The organism is Proteiniphilum sp. LBM24028 (assembly GCF_056629195.1).
Genome location: NZ_CM152817.1, coordinates 2,893,320 through 2,915,865, shown reverse-complemented (window position 1 = coordinate 2,915,865; position 22,546 = coordinate 2,893,320). Strand labels below are relative to the sequence as shown.

The 22,546-nt window shown below is 44.5% G+C and carries 14 protein-coding genes; 7 read left to right on the top strand and 7 right to left on the bottom strand.

Going from position 1 to position 22,546, the window contains the following annotated elements:
* Positions 1-97 precede the first annotated feature (97 nt).
* From AC1HCU_RS11755 to AC1HCU_RS11730, 6 genes are all read left to right on the top strand, one after another.
* Entirely contained in the window at positions 98-3,280 is a 3,183-nt protein-coding gene (locus tag AC1HCU_RS11755; RefSeq protein ID WP_480366190.1) for a SusC/RagA family TonB-linked outer membrane protein, read from the top strand.
* Between the two features lie 25 nt (positions 3,281-3,305).
* Positions 3,306-4,967 (top strand): SusD/RagB family nutrient-binding outer membrane lipoprotein, encoded by a 1,662-nt coding sequence (locus AC1HCU_RS11750; RefSeq protein ID WP_480366188.1) that lies wholly within the window; start codon positions 3,306-3,308, stop codon positions 4,965-4,967.
* Between the two features lie 21 nt (positions 4,968-4,988).
* Positions 4,989-5,942, top strand: coding sequence for a hypothetical protein (locus tag AC1HCU_RS11745; protein ID WP_480366187.1), 954 nt, complete (start codon positions 4,989-4,991; stop codon positions 5,940-5,942).
* Between the two features lie 255 nt (positions 5,943-6,197).
* Positions 6,198-7,889 (top strand): hypothetical protein, encoded by a 1,692-nt coding sequence (locus AC1HCU_RS11740; protein ID WP_480366185.1) that lies wholly within the window; start codon positions 6,198-6,200, stop codon positions 7,887-7,889.
* A gap of 177 nt (positions 7,890-8,066) precedes the next feature.
* Positions 8,067-8,495: a hypothetical protein gene (locus tag AC1HCU_RS11735; protein WP_480366183.1), complete on the top strand. Its 429-nt coding sequence runs from the start codon at positions 8,067-8,069 to the stop codon at positions 8,493-8,495.
* On the top strand, positions 8,482-8,964 hold the full coding sequence (locus AC1HCU_RS11730) for a helix-turn-helix domain-containing protein (protein ID WP_321722024.1): 483 nt from the start codon (positions 8,482-8,484) through the stop codon (positions 8,962-8,964). The genes AC1HCU_RS11735 and AC1HCU_RS11730 overlap by 14 nt, the downstream gene beginning before the upstream one ends.
* Before the next feature lie 130 nt (positions 8,965-9,094).
* On the opposite strand, the gene glgP is transcribed toward AC1HCU_RS11730, so the two are convergent.
* Together glgP and AC1HCU_RS11720 are read right to left on the bottom strand one after the other, a co-directional pair.
* Entirely contained in the window at positions 9,095-11,659 is a 2,565-nt protein-coding gene (gene glgP / locus AC1HCU_RS11725) for an alpha-glucan family phosphorylase (RefSeq protein ID WP_480366181.1), read from the bottom strand.
* A gap of 106 nt (positions 11,660-11,765) precedes the next feature.
* Positions 11,766-13,460: a glycosyltransferase family protein gene (locus tag AC1HCU_RS11720; RefSeq protein WP_480366179.1), complete on the bottom strand. Its 1,695-nt coding sequence runs from the start codon at positions 13,458-13,460 to the stop codon at positions 11,766-11,768.
* 70 nt (positions 13,461-13,530) lie between these two features.
* On the opposite strand from AC1HCU_RS11720, the gene mfd reads away from it, so the two are divergent.
* Complete coding sequence (gene mfd, locus AC1HCU_RS11715; RefSeq protein WP_480366177.1) at positions 13,531-16,872, top strand: transcription-repair coupling factor; 3,342 nt, start codon at positions 13,531-13,533, stop codon at positions 16,870-16,872.
* On the opposite strand, the gene epsC is transcribed toward mfd, so the two are convergent.
* From epsC to dprA, 5 genes are all read right to left on the bottom strand, one after another.
* On the bottom strand, positions 16,869-17,690 hold the full coding sequence (gene epsC, locus AC1HCU_RS11710; protein WP_480366174.1) for a serine O-acetyltransferase EpsC: 822 nt from the start codon (positions 17,688-17,690) through the stop codon (positions 16,869-16,871). The genes mfd and epsC overlap by 4 nt on opposite strands.
* A gap of 22 nt (positions 17,691-17,712) precedes the next feature.
* Positions 17,713-19,704: a DUF4954 family protein gene (locus tag AC1HCU_RS11705; RefSeq protein WP_480366173.1), complete on the bottom strand. Its 1,992-nt coding sequence runs from the start codon at positions 19,702-19,704 to the stop codon at positions 17,713-17,715.
* A 109-nt stretch (positions 19,705-19,813) separates the two neighbouring features.
* Positions 19,814-20,830, bottom strand: coding sequence for a recombinase RecA (gene recA / locus AC1HCU_RS11700; RefSeq protein ID WP_480366171.1), 1,017 nt, complete (start codon positions 20,828-20,830; stop codon positions 19,814-19,816).
* 70 nt (positions 20,831-20,900) lie between these two features.
* Positions 20,901-21,362 (bottom strand): thioredoxin-dependent thiol peroxidase, encoded by a 462-nt coding sequence (gene bcp, locus AC1HCU_RS11695; RefSeq protein ID WP_480366169.1) that lies wholly within the window; start codon positions 21,360-21,362, stop codon positions 20,901-20,903.
* Between the two features lie 68 nt (positions 21,363-21,430).
* Positions 21,431-22,537: a DNA-processing protein DprA gene (gene dprA, locus AC1HCU_RS11690; protein WP_480366167.1), complete on the bottom strand. Its 1,107-nt coding sequence runs from the start codon at positions 22,535-22,537 to the stop codon at positions 21,431-21,433.
* Positions 22,538-22,546 lie beyond the last annotated feature (9 nt).

Here is a 22,546-nt window from a genome sequence, read left to right as displayed (position 1 = left end):
CACTTTAATTTCAGTCTTTACGACGAACTACTTCTCCTATATTCGAAATAGAATTGATCTATAATAATGAAAGTGAATTAATTAAAAAGTAGAGTTTATGAAAAGAAAACTAACAATGTTTTTGGCCCTTTTCTTTATGGGGATAGGGATTATAACTGCTCAGACCCAGATACGGGGTACTGTGGTAGACAATAACGGGGAACCGGTAATTGGAGCCACAATTCAGGTAAAAGGTACTTCGCAGGGTACAGTTACTGATATTGATGGTCTTTTTACTCTCTCTGTACCCGCAAACTCGGCACTTGTAATATCTTATGTTGGAATGGAGACACAAGAGGTGACCGCAGCTTCAAACATGAAAATTGTACTTGTTGCTGACACTCAAATGTTGCAGGAAGTTGTAGTAGTAGGTGCTATGGGTATTGCCAGACCACCGAGATCTGTAGGCTTTGGACAGACAGTTGTTAATCCGGATGAAGCAATTCAAAAAGCAGAACCAGATTTATTCCGTTCATTGGACGGTAAAATTCCTGGTGTACAAATTAGCGGATCGTCTGCTGTTGCCGGAAGTGCAACGAAAGTTTTAATAAGGGGTAACTCTTCATTCCTCGGAAATAACGACCCGTTATACGTTGTGGATGGAGTCCCTTATAGCAATACTGAAGTAACAACTGGTGACAGGCTAGTAACTGCTGGTGCTTATGGTACCGGGATCTCTACACTTGATCCAAACGACATTGAGAGTATGGACATATTAAAAGGAGCTGCTGCTGCTGCACTATACGGAAGTAGAGCTGCGAATGGAGTAGTTCTTATTACAACGAAATCTGGTAGTAAGAAGCAAAGACCTTCCCAAAAGAAATTCGAAGTTACTGTGACTTCTTCGTATACTACAGAAAAAATTGCATCATTACCCGAGTATCAAAACTCATACGGACAAGGTAGCAATTTCCTTTATTCCAATGCGAACGGTTCTTGGGGCCCTGCATTTGGAACCCCTGGTATGGAAACGATACCAACTTGGGCAAACTATTTGGCAGCTTATCCTGATATGGATCCTACCCAGCCTTATCAAGCATATCCAAATAATGTAAGTGGATTATTCAGAACAGGTGGCATTCTTGATAACTCTGTAAATATTATGAGTTATAATGATAAAGGAAATTATAGTGCCACTGTATCACGTTTGGATCAGGATGGCTATATTCCCCACTCACAATTTGAACGAAATTCTTTCAGTGTTGGAGGAAATCAAAAACTAGATAATGGGCTTGTTATAGGCGGTACACTGTCTTATTCCAGATCGGTTCAGGATGGACCTTTCTTTGGGGCAGGTAATTATGGTGGCTCTGTCAGTTCATTTGCCCGCACATTGTTGATGCCCAGAAATATTGATGCAGTAGGGTTGCCATATGAAACACCGGATGGTAAAAATCTGTTCCCATTCAGCAGTACAACTGTTGACAATCCACTCTGGTCATGGAAATACAATACGATCAACACCGTGATGGATCGTACAGTAACAACCATGAATGCATCATATGATATTACTGACTGGTTATCAGCGTCATATCAGTTTGGCTGGAACCAATATGAAATGGATCGCAAACAGGTGATCAATATTGGATCTGTTGGTCCTGAGGATTTTGAAGGGCTAGGACAGATCAATAACGACAACTATACAACGCAGGAATTGGAATCCAATTTCAATATGACATTTAAACACAAATTTGATGAGGATTATGATCTGCGTGTCACTGTTGGTCACAATATCAACCAGAGGGCTACATATCGTGCAGAGGCGACTGGCAACAAGATGATATTCAGGGGTATCTACAATATAGATAATACACAGGAACAATCAGCTTCCGAGTCTCTCACTAAAAGAAGATTATGGGCGATATATGCGGATGCATTGCTTGGCTATAAAGATTATGCATTCTTAAATCTTACTTTGCGTAATGACCACTCCTCTACTTTGCCGGTGAAACATCAAAGTTATTTCTATCCTGCTGTGTCAGGTTCATTTGTGTTTAGTGATGCATTTCAGATTGATACAGATGTTCTGACCTTTGGTAAAGTACGTGCCGGGTGGGGACGTGTCGGTAATGATGCCGGAACATATTATGTGAATGGTACTTATCTCCAGGATCCACCTTTTGCCGGGCAGCCAATTATGCTACTTCCGACAACCTCCTATGATCCGGAATTAAAACCTGAGTTTACTTCCGAGTTTGAGGCCGGAACGGAACTGCAATTTTATAATGGGCGACTTGGACTTGATTTTACGTGGTATAACAGATCAACGACCAATCAGATTGCTCCTTTAAGCTTGCCTGCATCCACAGGTTCCAGGAGATACTATACGAACTTTGGTGAGTTGAACAACAAAGGTGTCGAAATTGGTCTTACCGTTGTTCCTATCGATTTGCAAAATTCTTTCAGATGGCATATTTTCGGAACCTTTACCAAGAATGTAAGCAATGTCGTTTCTTTGATCGAAGGTATTGAACAGATTACGCTCGATACAGGATCAACTTCTGAGCCACAACCAACCCTGAAACCTGGATATCCTTACGGATTTCTACGTGGTTCTGTGATTGCCCGCGATACAGATGGTACACCATTGATCAATCCGAATACAGGAACCTTTATGGAGGCTTCCGAGCTTGGTGATCTGGGTGATCCTTATCCCGATTTTAAAACCGCAATTACGAATACATTCTCTTACAAAGGTGTTTCATTGAGTATGATGTTTGATGCAAGAGTGGGCGGTATTTTGATCTCTGGCCCTGCATCAGATATGATGGGACGTGGTGTAACCAAAGACACGGAGGATCGTTTAGGCACCAGGATTCTTTATGGGATCCTTGCTGATCCAGATAGTCATGAGCCCATTTTGGATGGTAATGGTGATAGAATTCTCAATACTATTCAGCTTAGTGAGAATGACTTGTGGTTCTCTTCTGCCAGTACATCTCCTACATTTGCAATGAACAGTGTAGATGAATTCCAGGCCTTTGATGCAACTGTGTTCCGATTAAGTGAAATCACTTTAGGGTACGATCTCCCCAAAAAACTGCTCAGAAACACATTTATTGGATCTGTCAACCTTTCCGTGATTGCAAGAAACTTATGGTATTTTGCACCAGGTTTCCCGAAATATACCAATTATGATCCGGGTTCAAATGCATTCGGCAGTGGTAACGTACAGGGGATTGATCGTGAAAGTGCTCCTACTACGAGGAGAATTGGTTTTAATGTTAAGATGACATTCTGATAAGGAGAATATAACAATAACAAATATGAAAAATATAATAAGAATATTACAGGTCTTAGCTGTTGTAGTTACCTTGAATGGTTGTACAAAAGACTACCTCGATATAAACAAAGACCCTAACAGCCCGACAGTTCCTGAGTTGAACAAGCTTCTTCCCGGAAGTGAATTGTATATGGTTGAGGCACTTGGACAAGGAGACTTTATCGGAGACAATCTCTCATCTTATGTACACCAACTCGTTTCCCGTGAGGTGCAAAATTATGGTATGGGTACACAAGCAAATAACCCTTACAATACTTGGAATTATTTGTACACTTATGTTTTAAAGGATTTTGATGCAATAATTGAATCTGCTGAACCGGAAGGCAATCTAATTTATGCAGGTATTGCAAAAACATTGAAAGCATACACTTTCTCCGTAATGGTGGATTTATGGGGTGATATACCATTTTCTGAATTTAATCTTGAAGAAGTGTTAGCTCCTAAACCAGATACTAGTAAAGATATCTATAATGCTCTGATAGAATTGCTTGAAAGTGGAAGGGCTGATTTGCAAAATGCCGAAGCTGAAAATCTTCTGAGACCAGGATCTGATGATTTCTTTTATGCTGGTGACAAAGGGAAGTGGGTGAAATTGAATAATACAATTACCTTAAAGCTCCTTTTGCAAACTCGCAAAGCAAAATCAGATATTACTGACTGGCAAAGTAAGCTGAACGCATTGATAAGTGGTAATAATTTCATAGGTGTTGAGGAAGATTTCCAATTCTGGTATAAAACAGAAACTTCGCCAAGAGATATGCGTCATCCTGCATTAAGTAATTATAGCGGGCAGACAACACATTTTATAAGTCCCTATTTTTATGAAACAATGAATGGGGACACTTATAATACGACTGATAATCCATTCGCCAATATTGAGGATCCACGTATCCCTTACTATTTTGTAAATCAGCTGAAAACTGGTCAGGCATCTGAGAGCCCCCACGAATATAGGAATGGCAATTTCATGTCAATTTTCTTTGCTTCAAATGGACCTAACTCTGCAGGTAGTAACGATAAATCGCTCACAAAACTGGGGATTTATCTGAATGGAGGCAAATATGACGACGGTCAAGGAGGCGCTGTTTCTGTTCTGGATACATATGGTGAAGCCCCTCATAAGCTGATTACCTATGCTTCCCTTAAGTTTATGCTCGCGGAGTTGACACTCGCAGGTGAGGTCAGTGGCGATGCCAAGAGTTTATTAAAAGAAGGAATAGAAGCTTCCATTGCACATGTCAATTCCGTGGCGACAAAACAATCAGAAGTACCCACTATTTCGGATACTGATAGGAATGATTTTGTGAATCAGATTCTTTCAAGATATGATGCTGCAGATGCCAATGGGAAAATGCGGATAGTAATGACACAAAAATGGATTGCCAACATTTTTAATCCAGTTGAATCTTATAATGATCACAGACGCACTGGTTTCCCCATTTTCTTTGATCCTGCAAAAACGCAAGACCCCGGAAATGGAGTCAATCCTGTTGAAGCTGAACGTTCACCCAAGAGAGTTCCACTTACCAATATCGCATCATTCCCAAGGTCTCTCTATTATCCAACCAGTTCGGAAACCGAATTGAATCCTAATATGGCTCAGAAGACCAATTTGTCCACTCCGTTTGTTTTTTGGGATAAATAATAATTAAAATTAGCATACAATATGAAAAAAATATTTTTAGCATTTATCTCCCTCTCCCTGTTACTTGTCTTGCAGAGTTGTGAGAAAGAACTACCCTATCCAATAGAAGATGTGGAAAGAGGTGTAGTAATCGATATTGTCCGTATTCCCGGTACTGATGGATTGTTGTCAGACGGTCTTACGACAGGTGATTACAGAGTTAAACTTACGATTCCTGAGACACAGGGTGATTATTCCTTCATGAAGCATGCTCAACTTTTAGCTGTATTGGAAGATGGGGAAGGTAATTCAAAATCAGCTGTGGTTGCCGATAACATCACTGAATTTCCTAATGAGATGCAAATCAATATTGCTGACGTCTACAGCAAACTCGGTTTAAGTGCACCCTCACTCGGAGAAACACTTTATTTGACAACCAATGTGGTATTGGAAGATGGTAACGTTATTCCTGGGTGGACCAAGCAGATTGGTTTCAATAATAAGGCCTTTGCGGGCTGGCAAGTTGGTGGTCGTGCCTATTCCTATAATGTGCGCTATGCGGTGGCTTGTGGTTGGGACCAAGATCCCAATACTGGCAGCTTTATCGGTCAGTTTACCATGGAGGAAACTACACCTTACGGGAACGACAGTTACCAAGTGACTCTTTCCCACAATCCAGACTTGCCCGATGCCGCAGATATTCCTGCAGGTGTCACCCCGGAAAGCCTATATGGAATTGATATATCACCCATTTCGCCAAACATCTGGGTTCCTGCTTATGATGTAGTTACAGTATGGATTAATGCAGAGGATTTGTCGCTTATCATACCCAATCAAGACACGGGCGATAAGTACAGTACTGGCGATGCAATTTTATGGTACAATTTCAGAAATGCATCTGTAAATACTTGTTCAAGAACTATTGAGTTTACTGTAAATCCCTATATTCCGGGCTTTGGAGGATGGGGCGCGTTTACATTTAAAATTCACCCATAGGTAATAAATTACCAGATTTTAAAAGCCATCTCATGCCAATATTGAGATGGCTTTTTTAGTTGATAGGTTGTGCATTGACAATCAACTTGGTGATGTTAGTAAGCCCAATATGAGAGGTATAGTTGTCAATCATTAGCTATGTGAAAGGATGTTTATTGCGAGGTGAAATTGAAATCGAGCAGGGGTAAAATAGTAACCATCTTTTAATCTTTTAAAGACAATAATTGCCGCCTTTTCTTATAGAAAAGGTTATCTTTGCGATTCAGATTTGGGGATAAAATGCAGTTTCGTGATTCGCTATTAACCTTCTTGGCCGTCATTGCTTTTGGTACTTCGTGTAACAAAGTGAACGATAGAGATGTGTTCCAACATTTAACCGAGTTGGACGCACAACTAGACACGCATCCACGGCAGGTGTCAGATAGTCTGAAGACGCTGGATGTAAATGAATTTTCCCGTTCAAATAGAGTGTATTACAATCTCTTAAAGGTGATTTCAGACGATAAGACCTATGCTAATTTCACCAGCGATTCATTAATTAATGCGGTGAATGATTATTACAGGTTGCACGATCGCAAAAACAGAAACTACATCCGTTCTCTGGCCTACCAGGGAATCATACGTACCAGGATGGGAGTAAAGGATAGCACGGTTTTTGAACCTTTAAAAGAAGCAAACCGACTCTTTCAATCCATGGAAGTCCCCGACCCATCTCTCGGATATATGATCAATTACTTTTTGGGAAATATCAATTACAACAATCGGAATTATACCACGGCCTACGATTATTTTCATCACGCACTCGCCAATGCAAACATGGAAAAGGACTCCATTCATGTATTCGATACTTATCTAGCGCTTTACTGGAACGAGATGCAAAAAAAAGATTTCGAAAAAGGTAAAATATATCTCGATTCGCTTTCACGTTATTATAATAGATTACGTAACAAAAATTATTTCATTCTAAATGCCCAGTCAGTCTATTTCGATGTTATTGATGAACCTGAAAAAGCTTTGGAGAGAGCTAAATTAATGTTAAATGATGAGCCAAATGAAAATACAAATTTATCCCGGGTTTATTTTAACATCTCCGATAGATATATTGGTTTCGGACAACTTGATAGTGCCATGCTTTACGCCCAGATGGCAATAGATTTCATAGAAGACAGCACATACCGACAAAATCATCTGTATTTTCAGAACGTAGCAAATATTGCCGAAAAACAATTAAATTTTGAGCTGGCAAATAGATATAGAAAAAAAGCGGCAGAATTATACAAAAATTCTATTACAGAACGCCTGAACACACAGATTGCAGAATTGGAAAAAAAATATGACCTGACCGAAGCCGAAAATGCTACCCTTAGAGCGAGACAACAGAACTTTCACATTATAATAGGTGCCTTGTTACTTGTGATTGTTTTGATTGTCATTGCAATGTATGCTTGGAGGGTGCGTAAAATTAGTAAATTAAAATTGCAACAGGCCGAAATTACCGTGAAACAACAAGAATTACAAGCCAATATACTAAAGGAGGAGGCTGGTAAGCGCAAATGGTTATTGCAGCTTTACAGTAATATTTCCGATCGGCTTACGTTCCTTCACGGTGAAGTACAGTTACTCTCACAACGTTATATCTCTTCCTATCCCAAGGTATATAAGGAGATGGAGAAAATAGTCAAAAATACCGATACCGAATTGCGCGATATTACTAAAACACTCGCCACTGATGATGAGACTTTCTATGCCTACACACATCTTAACGACAGGGAGGGATTTTTTAATGTCAATGAAAAAATGATGCTGATGTTACTGGCATGTGATGCCGACAACCGCCAGCTGGCCACTTTTATGAATACCACCCCGGAAAGTATTCGCGTTAGAAAATCTCAACTGAAGAAAAAAATGTTGGAAAAAGGACTGGATACCGCTATTTTCGGAGAATAAAGCCGTTAAAAACAATCCATGTAAGATGCACTAAATAAGATATTTGTCGTATTTATCCGCGTTAAATTACCGCAAAGGTGTTGTTTCTCACAAGTTGAATATATTATCTTTGTGTCTGTAATTTATAAGGAAAATTGCAACTGAATTACATAATAACTTAAAATAAAAAATAGTCGCATGAAAAGAGTAATGTTCACATTTTTGTTGATTGCCGTGTGCAGTGCTTTAGTTTATTCTTCAACTGTTAGAAATGAGACAAAAGACGACCTGGAGGATAAGATTGAATTAAGTCGTGATGGAGGAACTACCCGTGTCGCCAGTGCAAATCGTACGTTCAGCATCCAGGCCGTGACAGTGGAACCGGTTGTAGAAGCTTACAATCACGGAAATGTGGTCACCATCTCGGTTCAAAATTATCGCGGGAGCGCGTTGGTGGAGATTATTGGCAGCAAGGGAGCAAAACAAAGCTTTTTCGAGGTATACGATATGGGTTTTGAAGCCATACCGCTCAACGGCATCCCGGCTGGTGAATATACCCTGCGCATTACACTTGGTACTGAAGTATTTATTGGAACAGTTAACAAAGGAAAAAATGGACATCGCTAAAACAAAAAACAGAGGACAGGATCAGGTGCGCAAATATCTGCTTACTGATGTTGAGTCATGTACTTTTACTTTCTCTGATGGCCTCAAAAGTAAGGTTTTACCATCACCCGACAAGGAAATTGTTTTGGTAAAACTTATTCCAAGAGCCTCAAAATCGAAAAAGTTCGAAGATAGTGTACTGAAAAATTTCATGACAGCTAAAAATGTGAACGAACTGGCTCAAATGTGCCGGTATGAATGCGTAAGGACATTCACCCGTCATTTCAAGAAGAGTTTCGGAGAAACTCCCTATCAGTGGATGCTCGACCGCAAAATGGAAGAAATCCAGTCGCTGGTACTTAACTCCGATATGACCATCACTGAAATTGCGAAAATGTACGAATTTAAAAACGTATCTCACCTTGTAAATGCCTACAGCAAACGTTACGGTGTTTCACCACATAAAAACAGGTTATCAAGTGCTATCTGACTCTACCTTTTTTACAGACGGTTATGTCAATACAATCTTCATAAAACAACAATGATAACAACAACTGCTGGTGAAACATAAAAGCGCCCTTTACCGGGGCGCTTTTACATTTTATAGGAGGATATTTGTTTTAGATCCATCGCATATAAGCAAAATCCATACGATGTGGCAGGTCGGGATTGCGGGGGTAAACACGCAGGCCGTACTGGTGATTCCCGGGATCATTCAACGCTTTGCGGGTCTCAAAATAAAGCAACGATCCTTCTGTCTTTACCAGGTTAAATTCATATGATTCCACAAATACCGGCTTTTGATCTACGGTGTCGTGATCCACAACCACGCATTCCACAGCCAGTTCACATTGCATCTCTTTCCGGTCAATCACTACCCGTCCGTATATTTCCCGGTTGGTGTCATTGTAATCCATCTTTTGATTGGGATTGAATTCAAGTTTCACCACTTCAAACGTATCCCACTTTGAGGCAGTATCTTCTTTCCACTTCACAATCTCCTTCGCCTTCGCATAATTATTTTCATGTAGTCTTGCAGAGCGCGCTGCCAGCTTATTATAGAAAAGATTATAATAGTCGTCCATCATCCGCTTGGTGGTAAACCGGGGTGCGATCTCCGCCATCGACTTCTTGATATATTGCACCCATTCATAGGAATAGCCGTTGCTGTTGTGTGCATAATAGAGCGGGATAATCTCATTTTCCAGCAGTGAATAAATGGTGGAAGCATCCAGCTCATCCTGAAATGCCTGATTGTCGTACGTCTTTTTGTCGGTCAATGCCCAACCGGCACCTTCCTTATAGCCTTCATACCACCATCCGTCTAATACGGAGAGATTCAAAACTCCGTTCATCTCTGCCTTCTCTCCAGAGGTGCCCGATGCTTCCTGGGCGCGTGTAGGTGTATTAAGCCATATATCCACTCCCGATACCAGCCGCTTGGCCAGTCTCATGTCGTAATTCTCCAGGAAGATTATCTTTCCCAGAAACTCGGGACGACGCGAAATCTCCACAATCTGCCTGATAAGTCCCTGCCCGCCACCATCGGCCGGGTGGGCTTTCCCGGCGAAGATGAATTGGACCGGCCGCTTGGGGTTATTTACGATCCTGGACAAACGGTCCAAATCGGTAAATAGTAGATGTGCCCGCTTGTAGGTCGCAAACCTTCTTGAGAACCCTATCAGCAGGGCGTTAGGATTTACTTCTTCCAGCATTGTCATGATGCGCGACGGGTCGGCCTGGTTCTTTAACCAGCCTTCTTTAAATTCTACCTGAATGTAATCGACCAGCTTTTTCTTCAAATGCATGCGAAGCGCCCAGAGGTCATCGTCGCTCACATTGTAGATGTTTTTCCAGATGTCGGGATTCGACTGGTCATTGTAGAAATTATCCCCGAAGTATTTTTCGTATAGTGATTTTACTGAAGATGTGGCCCAGCTGGGCAAGTGCACGCCGTTAGTAACGTAACCCACATGCAGCTCTTCTGGAAAATAACCTTCCCATACGGGCTGAAACATCTTCTGGGAAACAGTGCCATGAAGCTTGCTCACGCCATTGGTCTCCTGTGCTGTGTTAAGCGCAAATACACTCATGGAAAACCTCTCGTTGCTCCCCGGTCTGGCACGGCCCATATCCATAAACTGCTGCCACGGTATGCCCATACGTTGTACAATGGGAGTCATGTATTTGGCGATTAGCGGCTCATCAAAGTAATCATGTCCGGCGGGTACGGGAGTGTGTACGGTATAGAGCGATGATGCGCGCACAATCTCCAGCGCTTCATGAAATGAGAGATTCTCTTCCCGCACATAATCACGCAGGCGCTGTACGTTGATGAAGGCCGCATGTCCCTCGTTCATGTGATATACTTCCTTTTTGATACCCAGTTTCTTTAACAGTAATATGCCGCCAATACCAAGCAGATACTCCTGTTTCATGCGGTTTTCCCAGTCTCCTCCATAAAGCTGATACGTGATGGAGCGGTCATATTCGCTATTCTTTTCGATGTCGGTATCCATCAGGTAGAGATTGATACGCCCGACTGCAACTTTCCAGATGTTGGAGTAGATAGGCCGGTCATGAAAGGGTACTTCCAGAATCATGGGAGTGCCATCTTCGTTCATTACCTGTGTGATGGGGAGATCGCCAAAATTTTGTGCTTCGTAATTGGCTATCTGCTGCCCTTCCACAGACAACGTCTGTGTGAAATAACCATAACGGTAGAGAAAACCTACTGCCGTCATATCCACATTGCTGTCGCTCGCTTCCTTCAGATAATCGCCTGCGAGAATTCCCAGGCCGCCCGAGTAGATGTTCAGTACATGGGTAAGGCCGTATTCCATGCTGAAATAGGCTACACTGGGGCGTTCCCTGTTGTGAGGTACTTCCATGTACTGTTTGAATTTTTCGTAGATGAGGCGTATACGCTCCATTAATCCGGCGTTTTTTACCACATTCTCGGTGATGTCCGATCGCAGATTTTGCAACATCACTACGGGGTTTTTTTCACTCTTTTCCCATTCTTCAGGATCCAGGTTCTCGAAGATGGCTTTCACCTCTTCATTCCACACCCACCATAAGTTACGGGTAATTTCCTCCAGTGGCCGCAACTGAACAGGTAATTCTGCATGTACGTGTATCTCTTTCCAGATGGGCGTGTTGGAATAACTTGATTGAATAATCATTATTTTGCTGTTTTTTTAATTTCTAATTGCGGTGCCGCATAATAAATAAGCCGGGACAATGTTATTGAGGAACATATAAGACCGTTACGTCGGTAATTATAACATTTTAATCGGCTTTAAGTTTATGAGGTTTTGATAATCTGATGAATGAGTTGTGCAAAGCTTTGCTATAGGCTTCCTGATAATAAACAATGAAATGTGCCCAGTCGGCGCGGTCCGACAAATCTGCGGCTGCCTGTTTCAGCAGCGTGACCTGCTCAACGCTCTTCAGGGAGAAATCATAGATGATGGATGCAATCTCTTCGGCCACCTCTGCCTGATTGTTATCATCACGATGAATTACTTCCATACCATCGTCCATCCCTTTTTGTTCGCCCTGTTTTTGTGCCCAGATACCAAAACCGGACAGGGAGGTGGTGATGGTGGGGATGGAAAAGGCTACGCTTTCATGGGGAGTATATCCCCAAGGTTCGTAGTAAGAGGGGAAAACGGAGAGATCAAGCCCAATCAGCAAGTCGTAATAGGAGAGATTGAAAATGCCATCGTTCCCATTTAAATAGGAGGGCACAAAAATAATTTTTACACTGCTATCTTTCGAGTTGGTGAAACCCAGATGATGCAACTGGTTCATAATCATGTCGTGCGAAGGATCAACCAGGTTGTGTGTCACAAAGGAAGACCCCTTCTGCACATCGGCTCTTTCGGGTGAACCATTTTCCGAAAGCAGGAGCTGGAGATCTTTCCGGGGACCGTTGATCCAGGCGGGAATCATAATGAAAGCGATAACATCCTTGGTAAGCTCCTGCATTGTGCGCAGACGATTCATGGCTTCAATGAACACGTCGATTCCCTTGTTCTTGTACTCATAGCGGCCGCTGATGCCAATCAGCAACGCATCCCGGTGCAGGGCATAGCCGATTGTTTTTTCCGTTACATCAAGCAAAACTTTCCGGGCTCTCTTGCGTGCCTGCTTATAGGCATTGCCTTTCGGAATAAAATCTTTTTCAAAACCATTGGGAGTGACCACTTCGGGCTGCCTCTCCAGGAACCGGGCACATTCCCGGGCAGTGATATCACTCACGGTGGTGAAACAGTCGACATTTTTGGCAGCTGCTTTCTCAATAGAGTGCTTGGCAACCATGTTTAACTGACGTGCCATCTGATTGCCGTTATACTCTTTCAGATGATTGTAAAGAGGCAGATTGTTCCCTGCAATAGAGCGGCCTATTGAGGTGGCATGCGTAGTGAAAAGTGTGGCAATTTTCGGGACAAATTTCTTGATATAAAGCGCTCCCGCCCCCAGCATCCATTCATTGAAGTGGGCAACCACATGGTCCGGCTCCAAATGATGAAAATGATAAAAACTCTCTATAAGCAGGCCGGTGGCATAGGCGAACATGGTAGACTCAAAATAATCGCCGTAAGCATAGATGGAATCCACTCCAAAATCTGTCCACATCCTTGCATAGATATCATTCTGCCTCTCCAGGAACTGTTCAAATTTTACCAGAAAAACAATCGGATGACCCGGTACATCCCATCTGCCGGCACGAACCTCCAGATGCTGACTCTCAAAGGCGTAATCACACCACGAGGCGTAAAGGCTGCGGTCTTCCAAAAACCAGGGACTCTCTTCCTCTTTCCATATATCGGGACCAATAAAAAAAATGCGATCTTTATAGAGTTTCTGAAGTGAACGGGCACGCGTGGATAAAACAGTATAAATCCCTCCTACCTTATTGCATACTTCCCAGCTGGTTTCGAAAATATATCCGGGGGTATACCTGGCATCTGTTTCCATATCAATATTTTCTTGTCTCAAAGGTTACAAAGGTAATAAAAAAATAAGTTACCTTTGCACTTTCATCTGAATGGTTGAAACATTAGACATTACGCAATTACAGATGCGGGTGGAGAAACACCCCAATGTGGCAGCGGCAGGCTCTCTACTGAAAAAAGTGCATGTTTTATCGGTAACGGGTTTGCACGGGTCGTCGCGTGCAATGTTTTCAGTCGGCCTGTTTCATAAACTTCCCCGTGTATACCTTTATATCTTTAATGATGCCGAAACGGCAGGTTATTTTTATCACGACATCACTCAGATCATGGGTGCGGGAGAAGTATTTTTTTTCCCGTCGGCCTACAAAAGGGCATCCAAGTACGGACAGCTGGATGCGGCCAACGAGGTGCTTCGCACGGAGACGCTGAGCAGACTGCAAAGTGAGAATGAGTCTTTGGTGATCGTGAGTTATCCCGATGCGCTCGCAGAAAAGACCATCTCCCGTGAACTGCTAAAGGAAAATACGCTGAAGGTAACTGTGGGCGAACGGCTGGATGCCTCTTTCGTAAGCGAGGTGCTTGACAGTTACGGCTTTCAATATGTGGATTACGTCTATGAACCGGGACAATATGCAGTGAGGGGAAGCATTATCGACGTGTTTTCTTTCTCTGCCGAATATCCTTATCGGATCGATTTCTTTGGCGATGAGGTGGAGACCATCCGCAACTTCGAAATGGAAACGCAGCTCTCAAAGGAAAAATTCAATGATATCCGCATTGTCCCTGCCTTTGAACGTTCCGGAATGAAACAGGCTTCGCTTTTTGACTCGCTTCCCTCTTCTACTATCGTTGGCGTGGAAGATATCCGCTGGGTTAGTAGCCGCATCGAGTCACTCAATGAGGATAAACTGCATATCGACCCAAAAGATGTAGAATTTGTAAAAGCTGATCTGCTCTCGAAAGAGGATTTCATGCGGGGCATAAAACCTTTTAAACAGGTCCGGTTCGACACCAGAATGCTGGATACACCTGATGCAGTCATTGATTTTCATACTTCGGTGCAGCCGCTCTATCATAAGAACTTTGACATGCTGAGTGAGTCGCTACAACGGTTCCGGGATGATGGATATGCACTCTATATACTTAGTGATAGCGAAAAACAGCAAAAAAGGCTTTATCATATTTTTGAGGATCGAAATGATACGGTCGACTTCACTCCGGTGAACAAAACCCTGCATGAGGGCTTCTCGGATGAGACATTGAAAATCTGTTGTTTCACCGACCATCAGATATTTGATCGTTTTCATAAGTTTAGCCTGAAGTCCGACAGGGCCCGATCGGGAAAAATTGCACTTACGCTCAAGGAGCTGAATCAGCTTCAGCCGGGCGACTTTGTGGTTCACATGGATCATGGCGTCGGAAAATTTGCAGGTTTGGTGCGACTGCGCATTGGTGACAAGGTGCAGGAGGTGATCAAGCTTACCTATCTGAACAACGATGCCGTATTTGTATCGATTCACGCGCTACACAAGGTGTCGAAGTACAAAGGAAAAGAGGGGGAGGCACCCCAGCTGAACAAGCTGGGCTCCGGAGCATGGGAAAAGGTGAAGGAGCGAACCAAGTCGAAGATCAAAGATATTGCCCGTGACCTGATTAAACTGTATGCACAACGTCAGCAGGAAAAGGGCTTCGCCTATTCAAAGGATACATATCTGCAGACCGAGCTGGAGGCTTCATTCATGTATGAGGATACCCCAGACCAGATCAAAGCCACACGCGATGTGAAGTCCGACATGCAGAGCGAACAGCCCATGGACAGACTGATCTGCGGGGATGTGGGTTTCGGAAAGACCGAGATCGCCATCCGTGCAGCTTTCAAGGCGGCTACCGATGGAAAACAGACGGCTGTACTGGTGCCGACCACCGTACTGGCTACACAGCATTACCATACTTTCAGTGACCGGCTGTCCAACTTTCCCGTGAAGGTGGACTACCTGAGCCGTGCGCGTACTTTTAAAGAGCAAAAAGAGATTCTCAACCGGCTGAAAGAGGGTAAAATTGATATCCTGATCGGCACACACCGACTGGTGGGAAAGGATGTACAGTTCAAAGACCTGGGATTGCTTATCATCGACGAGGAACAAAAATTCGGTGTCTCCGTGAAGGAAAAACTGAAGCAGCTGAAGGTAAACGTGGATACGCTCACCATGACGGCAACCCCCATTCCGCGTACATTACAATTCTCTCTGATGGGGTCGCGTGACCTCTCTACCATTGGTACCCCGCCTCCAAACCGTTATCCGGTACAGACGGAGGTACATACCTTCGATTTGGAGATCATCCGTGACGCGGTAAACTTCGAAGTAAGCCGCAATGGGCAGGTCTTCATCGTGAATAACCGTATCCAGAATATTTATGAACTGGAGGCATTGATAAAAAGGGAGATCCCGGGTATTCGTATTGCCGTGGGCCATGGACAGATGGATCCGAAAAAACTGGAGAGCGTGATTGCCGACTTTATGAATCATGACCAGGATCTGCTGATTGCCACCACTATCATCGAATCGGGGATCGACATGCCCAACGTGAATACCATTATTGTGATTGATGCACAGAATTTTGGATTGAGCGACCTGCATCAGCTGCGTGGCAGGGTAGGGCGAAGCAACAGGAAAGCGTTCTGTTATCTGTTGGCCCCGCCACTATATACCTTGAGTAGCGACTCAAGACGCCGGCTGCAGGCTATTGAGAACTTCGCAGAACTGGGTAGTGGCATTCATATTGCTATGCAGGATCTCGACATCCGGGGCGCCGGCAATTTGCTTGGCGCGGAACAGAGCGGGTTTATTGCCGACCTGGGGTACGAAACATACCGGAAGATCCTTACGGAAGCAGTGCAGGAGCTACGGAAAGATGAATTTGCCGATCTCTATAAAGAGCAGGAAAAGGCGGAAGAGCAGGACTTCGTGAGCGATGTGCTGGTGGAAAGTGACCTGGAGCTGATGTTCCCGGCGATGTATATTCCCAACGATGCTGAACGTGTAGCTATTTACCGTGAGCTGGATAACATGGAGACGGAGATTGAGATTATCGACTTCATGAAACGGTTGGAAGACCGTTTCGGGAAAATACCTCCGCAAGGCAGGGAGTTGATTCGTATTGTGCGGCTGCGGCGTCTGGCCAAATCACTGGGAATAGAAAAAATTGTCCTGAAAAATGAGCAGATGATCCTGAATCTGGTGGCGGATGAAAATTCACCCTACTACAGTTCTTCCGCGTTCGATAAACTATTGTGGTTCGTGCAGGCACATGCCCGCCAGTGCCGCCTTCGCGAAACAGGAAAAAAGAGATCGGTGGTCATTCGGGACATAAACACCGTGGAAACTGCCGTAGCGGCGCTAGAGGAGATGATTGGAGCAGCAGTGCCGGCTTAAATTACAAAATCAAAAGGTCCGTTAAACTCTTTACCCGCTCTGATCCTTACATCCACAGGATTGGTCACCAGAGAGTAGGGAATTACACTCCGTGTGAGCCAGGCACCCCCGCCAATGGTGGAGTCGTGTCCAATGACTGTGTTTCCACCCAGGATGGTGGCATTTGCGTAGATGACCACATTATCTTCAACAGTAGGATGACGCTTCACATCCGACAGTTTTTTTTCCACATAAAGTGCCCCTAGCGTCACACCCTGATATATTTTCACATTGTCGCCAATTTCTGCCGTTTCACCAATAACGATACCCGTACCGTGGTCCATGAACAGGTTCTTGCCTACTTTGGCTGCCGGATGGATGTCAATGCCCACCTTCGAATGGGCATATTCTGAAAAAAGCCGTGAGATGAGTGGCAGGCCAAGCAGATAAAGCTCATGGGCTATGCGGTGTACACAGAGTGCGAAGAAACCGGGATAGGTGATAATCACCTCTTCCAGTGTCTTGGCTGCGGGATCGAACCTTAGGTAGCAAGCCGCATCCTTATATAATCGTTGCTGAAGTGATGACAGCTTTTGAAAGAAGGCTTCCGTTTTTTTGTCGGCCGCCTCACTGTTGTGAATCCTGGCTATGTTTGCATGAAGCTTTTCGGCCGCTTCCCGCAGTTCATCCTGCACATTGCGGGAGCCGGGACAGTTGCAAATAGGAAACATGAGTGAGACCAGGGTCTCAATAACTTTTTCCAATTCACACTTGTCTATGGGTATGTCAATGGACTGGGGTCGAAATTGTTCAATCAGTTTGTAGGTTTCCTCTGTCATAATGCATGCTAATAAATACCGCTTACAAAGATAAGGGTAAAAGTCGTGAAATCAACTCGTCTCCCAGTGCCTTCTTTACTTCTATATGTTTTAGAGTGGCCACCACGAACGGGTTCTTATCAAATGCACCCCGCACATATTCAAAATCCATTGCCTGGTCCCTGATGTTACCATCGGCACCAAACCCTGTTTTGAAAGAAAGGGAAAACTCCTTCTTTGCGTCGGAGTAGATCATTTCATCGAGGTTCACCACGCTCTCTTTCCATTTTTCCACGATCCTGATTACGTCTGCTGCGGTAATTTCATCTGCCTTAAGCTGATAAAACCTTTGGATCTTATCCCAGGCCCAGGTCCACTCGTTCATGTAATAATCCTGATGAAGCTTTTGAAAGATGTGATTGATATCCTTCAATTTAGTAATCTCTCCTGCTTCAATTTTGTTCAGCAGATCGTCGATCTCCGATTTGGGAGCAATCAAACCCGAGATGTCGACCCACTCTCCCAGTCCCGGTCGGTCGTCGGGCTTAAGTTGTTTCCTGATCTCTTCGTCGTTCCTGAAACGGGTGCCTTCCAACCTCTTGATGATGGAGTTTCCCAGGAACTTGTGAATGATGATCTCATAAAGCTGAAGGCCTTTACATAGTGCCGAGTTGGTGATTATACAACTCTGGTATGTGTATAATTCGGAGGTTTCACCGGCGGTGGCCTGAAGATTTCTCAATATCTCCATGCCTGCGAACACCTTCTGAATTGTATAGGGGCTGAGCAGATTGAAATTGATGCAATCGAGCCTGTTGGGATCTTTACGCCGGTCTCTCTCCGGCCATTTTTTTGCATCGCGTATGGTACCCACGCTGCGCAGGTTAACTCCCGGTGCAATATAGGTGCCATTGTCCTTTTCAATAAGATACGAAAATGGCAGGTCAGACGTGTCTGCATGTTGTGAGTGTCGTCCCAGAATCAGGGAGAAAGCACCCACCTTGGCCGGCCATAACACGTAAGAATTACTGGTTGTCTTGGCACCACGTTCAATGATTCCCTGATGGATGGGGCCGAGCTTATACATATGATTGCTTTGGTTGGATCCCGACCCGGCATTCATGAATGAGAACATACCGGCGATAAGCAGGGTGGACTTATGATGCGTCACGGTGTAAGGACCGGCAAAGAGGGCACAAGCCTCCCCGTTCTCACCATGACAGTTACTGAAAAAGAGGGAGTCGGAGGCTGAGTACCCATGATCTATATGACAGGCCTGACCCACGAAACAGCGGGTGATGAAAGAGCCGCCGTCGATCGTGGAACCGGAGGAGACAATAAAATCTTCAGCAATCACGTTACGGCCAATATAAACAGGATCGTACATATTGCTGTTGATGCTCCCGTTTTTTAATTTCATGGCACCTGTGATTTTACAATATTCGCCAATGCGTACATTCTTGATGTATCCCACATTTACGATCTTACAATTTGGACCAATGGTGCCTCTGTCCGATGCATGCTTGTCACAGTAAAAGTCGATGATGGCCTTCATGCGCTCAATCAGGCCCGGCCGGTGACGATAAAGGGAGTAGATATAGGCAAAGTGTGCCGACAGCTTGTCGTTGATATGTACCTCACGCCCGCCTGTTTCATTCAGTACGTTTACCTGCACCCCGTTACCAAAAGTGGTCATGCCATCAACCAGGATCACATCTACATTCTGGATAAAACAATTGTCACCGATTGTGTAGTTGGCAATATAGTTCTGTACATTCTCAATGACAACATTGTCTCCTATGCTGCAATTGTGGATGACGGCATTATTGATCCCGGCATGTTTCTGCAGACCACCGGCAAGCTCAAACCGGGCTTTAAAAATACCAAGACTTACCCGTCCCGAGAATTGTGAGTTTTTTACATAACGTGGATCGAACCCATTTTTTACGATCACCTGTTTCCAGTCGGAGCAGCTGCATCCGTTCTTCTCAAGGTGATCTGTTTCATCTTGTGTTAAATTCCTGTATTGCTGCATACGTAATAAATTTTATATAATCCTTCCTGCGCTCGCCGTTATTTACCCGTTTACGGAATTTGCTTCAAGAAAAAAACGAGGTTCCGGAAGGAAGCCTCGTTTTGTTACATTATTTCTGCTCACTGAGAGCAGCATAGATAAGCCCTTCCAGTTCTTCGGCCAGTTCCGGATTGTCCCTGACTGCGATCTTGGCAGCATCGCGTCCCTGTCCCAGCCTGGTGTCGTTATAACTGTACCACGATCCGCTTTTTTTGATAATATTCAATTCCGATCCTATGTCTATGATCTCCCCGGTACGGGAGATGCCCTCGCCAAACATGATGTCGAACTCGGCCTTGCGGAATGGCGGAGCAACTTTATTTTTTACAACCCTCACGCGGGTAGGTTTCCCGATCTGTTCTTCCCCCTCCTTGATGGGTGAACCGTTACCCCGGATGTCGAGGCGTACGGAGGCGTAAAATTTTAATGCGTTTCCGCCGGTGGTGGTTTCCGGATTGCCGAACATGACGCCGATCTTTTCACGCAGCTGATTGATAAAGATGCAGGTTGTATTGGTTTTGCTGATGGCCGAAGTGAGTTTCCTGAGTGCCTGAGACATCAAGCGTGCCTGAAGCCCTACATTGGAGTCGCCCATATCTCCTTCAATCTCTTTTTTCGGGGTGAGGGCTGCCACCGAGTCAATGACGATGATATCCACGGCCGAAGAACGAATCAGCTGCTCTGCAATTTCCAAGGCTTCTTCGCCGCTACTGGGCTGTGAGATGAGGAGCTCATCAGTATTGACACCCAGCTTGCCGGCATAAAAACGGTCAAAGGCATGCTCGGCATCAATAAATGCAGCGATACCTCCTGCTTTCTGAGCCTCGGCGATGGCATGGATGGCGAGGGTGGTTTTACCCGACGATTCGGGACCGTAGATCTCTATGACACGTCCGCGGGGATAACCTCCCACACCCAGTGCCACATTCAGACCGATGGAGCCGGAAGAGATGACCGGTATTTCTTCGACCTTCTCGTCTCCCATTTTCATGATAGACCCTTTCCCGTAAGTTTTTTCAATCTTGTCCATCGCCGCGCGCAGCGCCTTCAGCTTCTCACTGTTCTTGTTCTCTTTTTCTTCTTCCATAATGTACAGTTTCTTCCTTTTTTGTCGTTACACAAATAATCTTTTCCTGAAGATCATATTCAGGAAATCATCATTGAATTCCCAAGATCTGTTCGGCATGGTTTCCAGTGTCCACCCCTTTTCCCTTGATGACGTGACGGATGATACCATGTTCATCTGCCAGAAAAGTGGTACGCACAGTTCCCATGAATTTTTTACCCATCATCGACTTTTCCTGCCATACCCCGAAAGCTTCTACCAGTTTTTTATTGGTATCTGCAATCAGTGGAAAGGGCAAATTGTATTTATCTATGAACTTCTGATGCGATTTCATACTGTCAATGCTGACGCCCACAATTTCGTATCCCGCATTACGCAGGTCGGTATATCCATCACGCAGGCTGCATGCCTGCGCAGTACAACCTGGCGTCTGATCCCTTGGGTAGAAATAGAGAGCCAGCTTTTTGCCTGTGTAATCGCTTGCTTTTACCGCGCAACCATTCTGGTCGGTTCCCAGGTCTTCGGGTATTTTATCTCCAATTTGTAGTGCCATTGATTCTTATATGTTGAATGTTAATAGGTCAAAGATAGTAAAAAACCAAAAATTCCGATGATGTTTCATCATATTAATTTAAACATCCCACCGGGGAGTGAGGCCACTACATTTTTCATTTCCAGTTCCAACAATGTCATAAACAGGTCAGTCACCGGCATATTGAGCTCGATGGCGAGGGTATTTACCTGCATGGCTCCGGAGTGAAGGAGTGTCTGGTAAACTTTCTCTTCATTATCAGACAATTCCACAAACAGCTCCTGCTGTTTCGGATATTCCTTTTTCTTTTCCTCCATCCACCCCATGTGTCCCATAAGATCATCCACGCCCTGTATAAGTAATGCCTTGTTGTCTGATATCAGTCGGTTACAGCCTGAAGACATCTTGTCATGAATACGTCCCGGCAGTGCAAAAACTTCCCGAAAGTAGGAGTTGGCTATGTCGGCAGTGGTGAGCGACCCTCCTTTTTCGGCCGACTCTACCACCACCACCGCATCCGACATGCCGGCCACAATGCGGTTCCGTTTCACAAAATTATGACGGTCGGGATTGGTGCCACTGGGGAACTCGGTGAGCAGTGCTCCATGCTGCAACATCTCAATTGCCGTCTGCCTGTGCATGGACGGATATATTCTGTCAAGCCCGTGCCCCAGCACGGCAACTGTAGATAATCCGTTTTGCAGCGCTGCGCGATGGGCGTGAATGTCGATGCCGTAAGCCAGGCCGCTGACAATCTGTATTCCGGGGAGACGGCCAGCCAGATCCCGGATAAACCCGCGGCAGAAATCCTGACCATACCGGGTCTCATTGCGCGTGCCCACAACGGCAATTACTTTTTTACGGTTAAAGTCGATATGTCCCTTCGCATAGAGCAGTATCGGTGCGTCCAGGCATTGGGAGAGGCGCTGTGGGTATTCGGTATCGGTGTAAAACAGTATCCGAAGGTTATTCTTCTTTACAAATTCAACTTCTTTCTCTGCCTGACGCAGCACATCGGGATTGCGAATCTCCTGAATCAGACGCCGGGTAATACGGGGTATGGATTCCAATTTGCGTGCATCTTCCCTGAAAATAGCTTCTTCATCACCAACTATCTCCATCAGATTGCGGGCGTGCATCACTCCCACGCCTTTTATCTGCGTGAGGGCTATCCGGTATAAAGATTTGTCGGCCATTCGTTTAAT

Excerpts from the sequence above, each read along its gene's own strand:
- AC1HCU_RS11735 (WP_480366183.1), top strand. The coding sequence starts at position 8,067 with ATGAAAAGAGTAATGTTCACATTTTTGTTGATTGCCGTGTGCAGTGCT.
- epsC (WP_480366174.1), bottom strand. The coding sequence starts at position 17,690 with ATGACAGAGGAAACCTACAAACTGATTGAACAATTTCGACCCCAGTCC.
- dprA (WP_480366167.1), bottom strand. The coding sequence starts at position 22,537 with ATGGCCGACAAATCTTTATACCGGATAGCCCTCACGCAGATAAAAGGC.
- recA (WP_480366171.1), bottom strand. The coding sequence starts at position 20,830 with ATGGAAGAAGAAAAAGAGAACAAGAACAGTGAGAAGCTGAAGGCGCTG.
- bcp (WP_480366169.1), bottom strand. The coding sequence starts at position 21,362 with ATGGCACTACAAATTGGAGATAAAATACCCGAAGACCTGGGAACCGAC.
- glgP (WP_480366181.1), bottom strand. The coding sequence starts at position 11,659 with ATGATTATTCAATCAAGTTATTCCAACACGCCCATCTGGAAAGAGATA.
- AC1HCU_RS11755 (WP_480366190.1), top strand. The coding sequence starts at position 98 with ATGAAAAGAAAACTAACAATGTTTTTGGCCCTTTTCTTTATGGGGATA.
- mfd (WP_480366177.1), top strand. The coding sequence starts at position 13,531 with ATGGTTGAAACATTAGACATTACGCAATTACAGATGCGGGTGGAGAAA.
- AC1HCU_RS11705 (WP_480366173.1), bottom strand. The coding sequence starts at position 19,704 with ATGCAGCAATACAGGAATTTAACACAAGATGAAACAGATCACCTTGAG.
- AC1HCU_RS11720 (WP_480366179.1), bottom strand. The coding sequence starts at position 13,460 with ATGGAAACAGATGCCAGGTATACCCCCGGATATATTTTCGAAACCAGC.
- AC1HCU_RS11745 (WP_480366187.1), top strand. The coding sequence starts at position 4,989 with ATGAAAAAAATATTTTTAGCATTTATCTCCCTCTCCCTGTTACTTGTC.
- AC1HCU_RS11750 (WP_480366188.1), top strand. The coding sequence starts at position 3,306 with ATGAAAAATATAATAAGAATATTACAGGTCTTAGCTGTTGTAGTTACC.
- AC1HCU_RS11730 (WP_321722024.1), top strand. The coding sequence starts at position 8,482 with ATGGACATCGCTAAAACAAAAAACAGAGGACAGGATCAGGTGCGCAAA.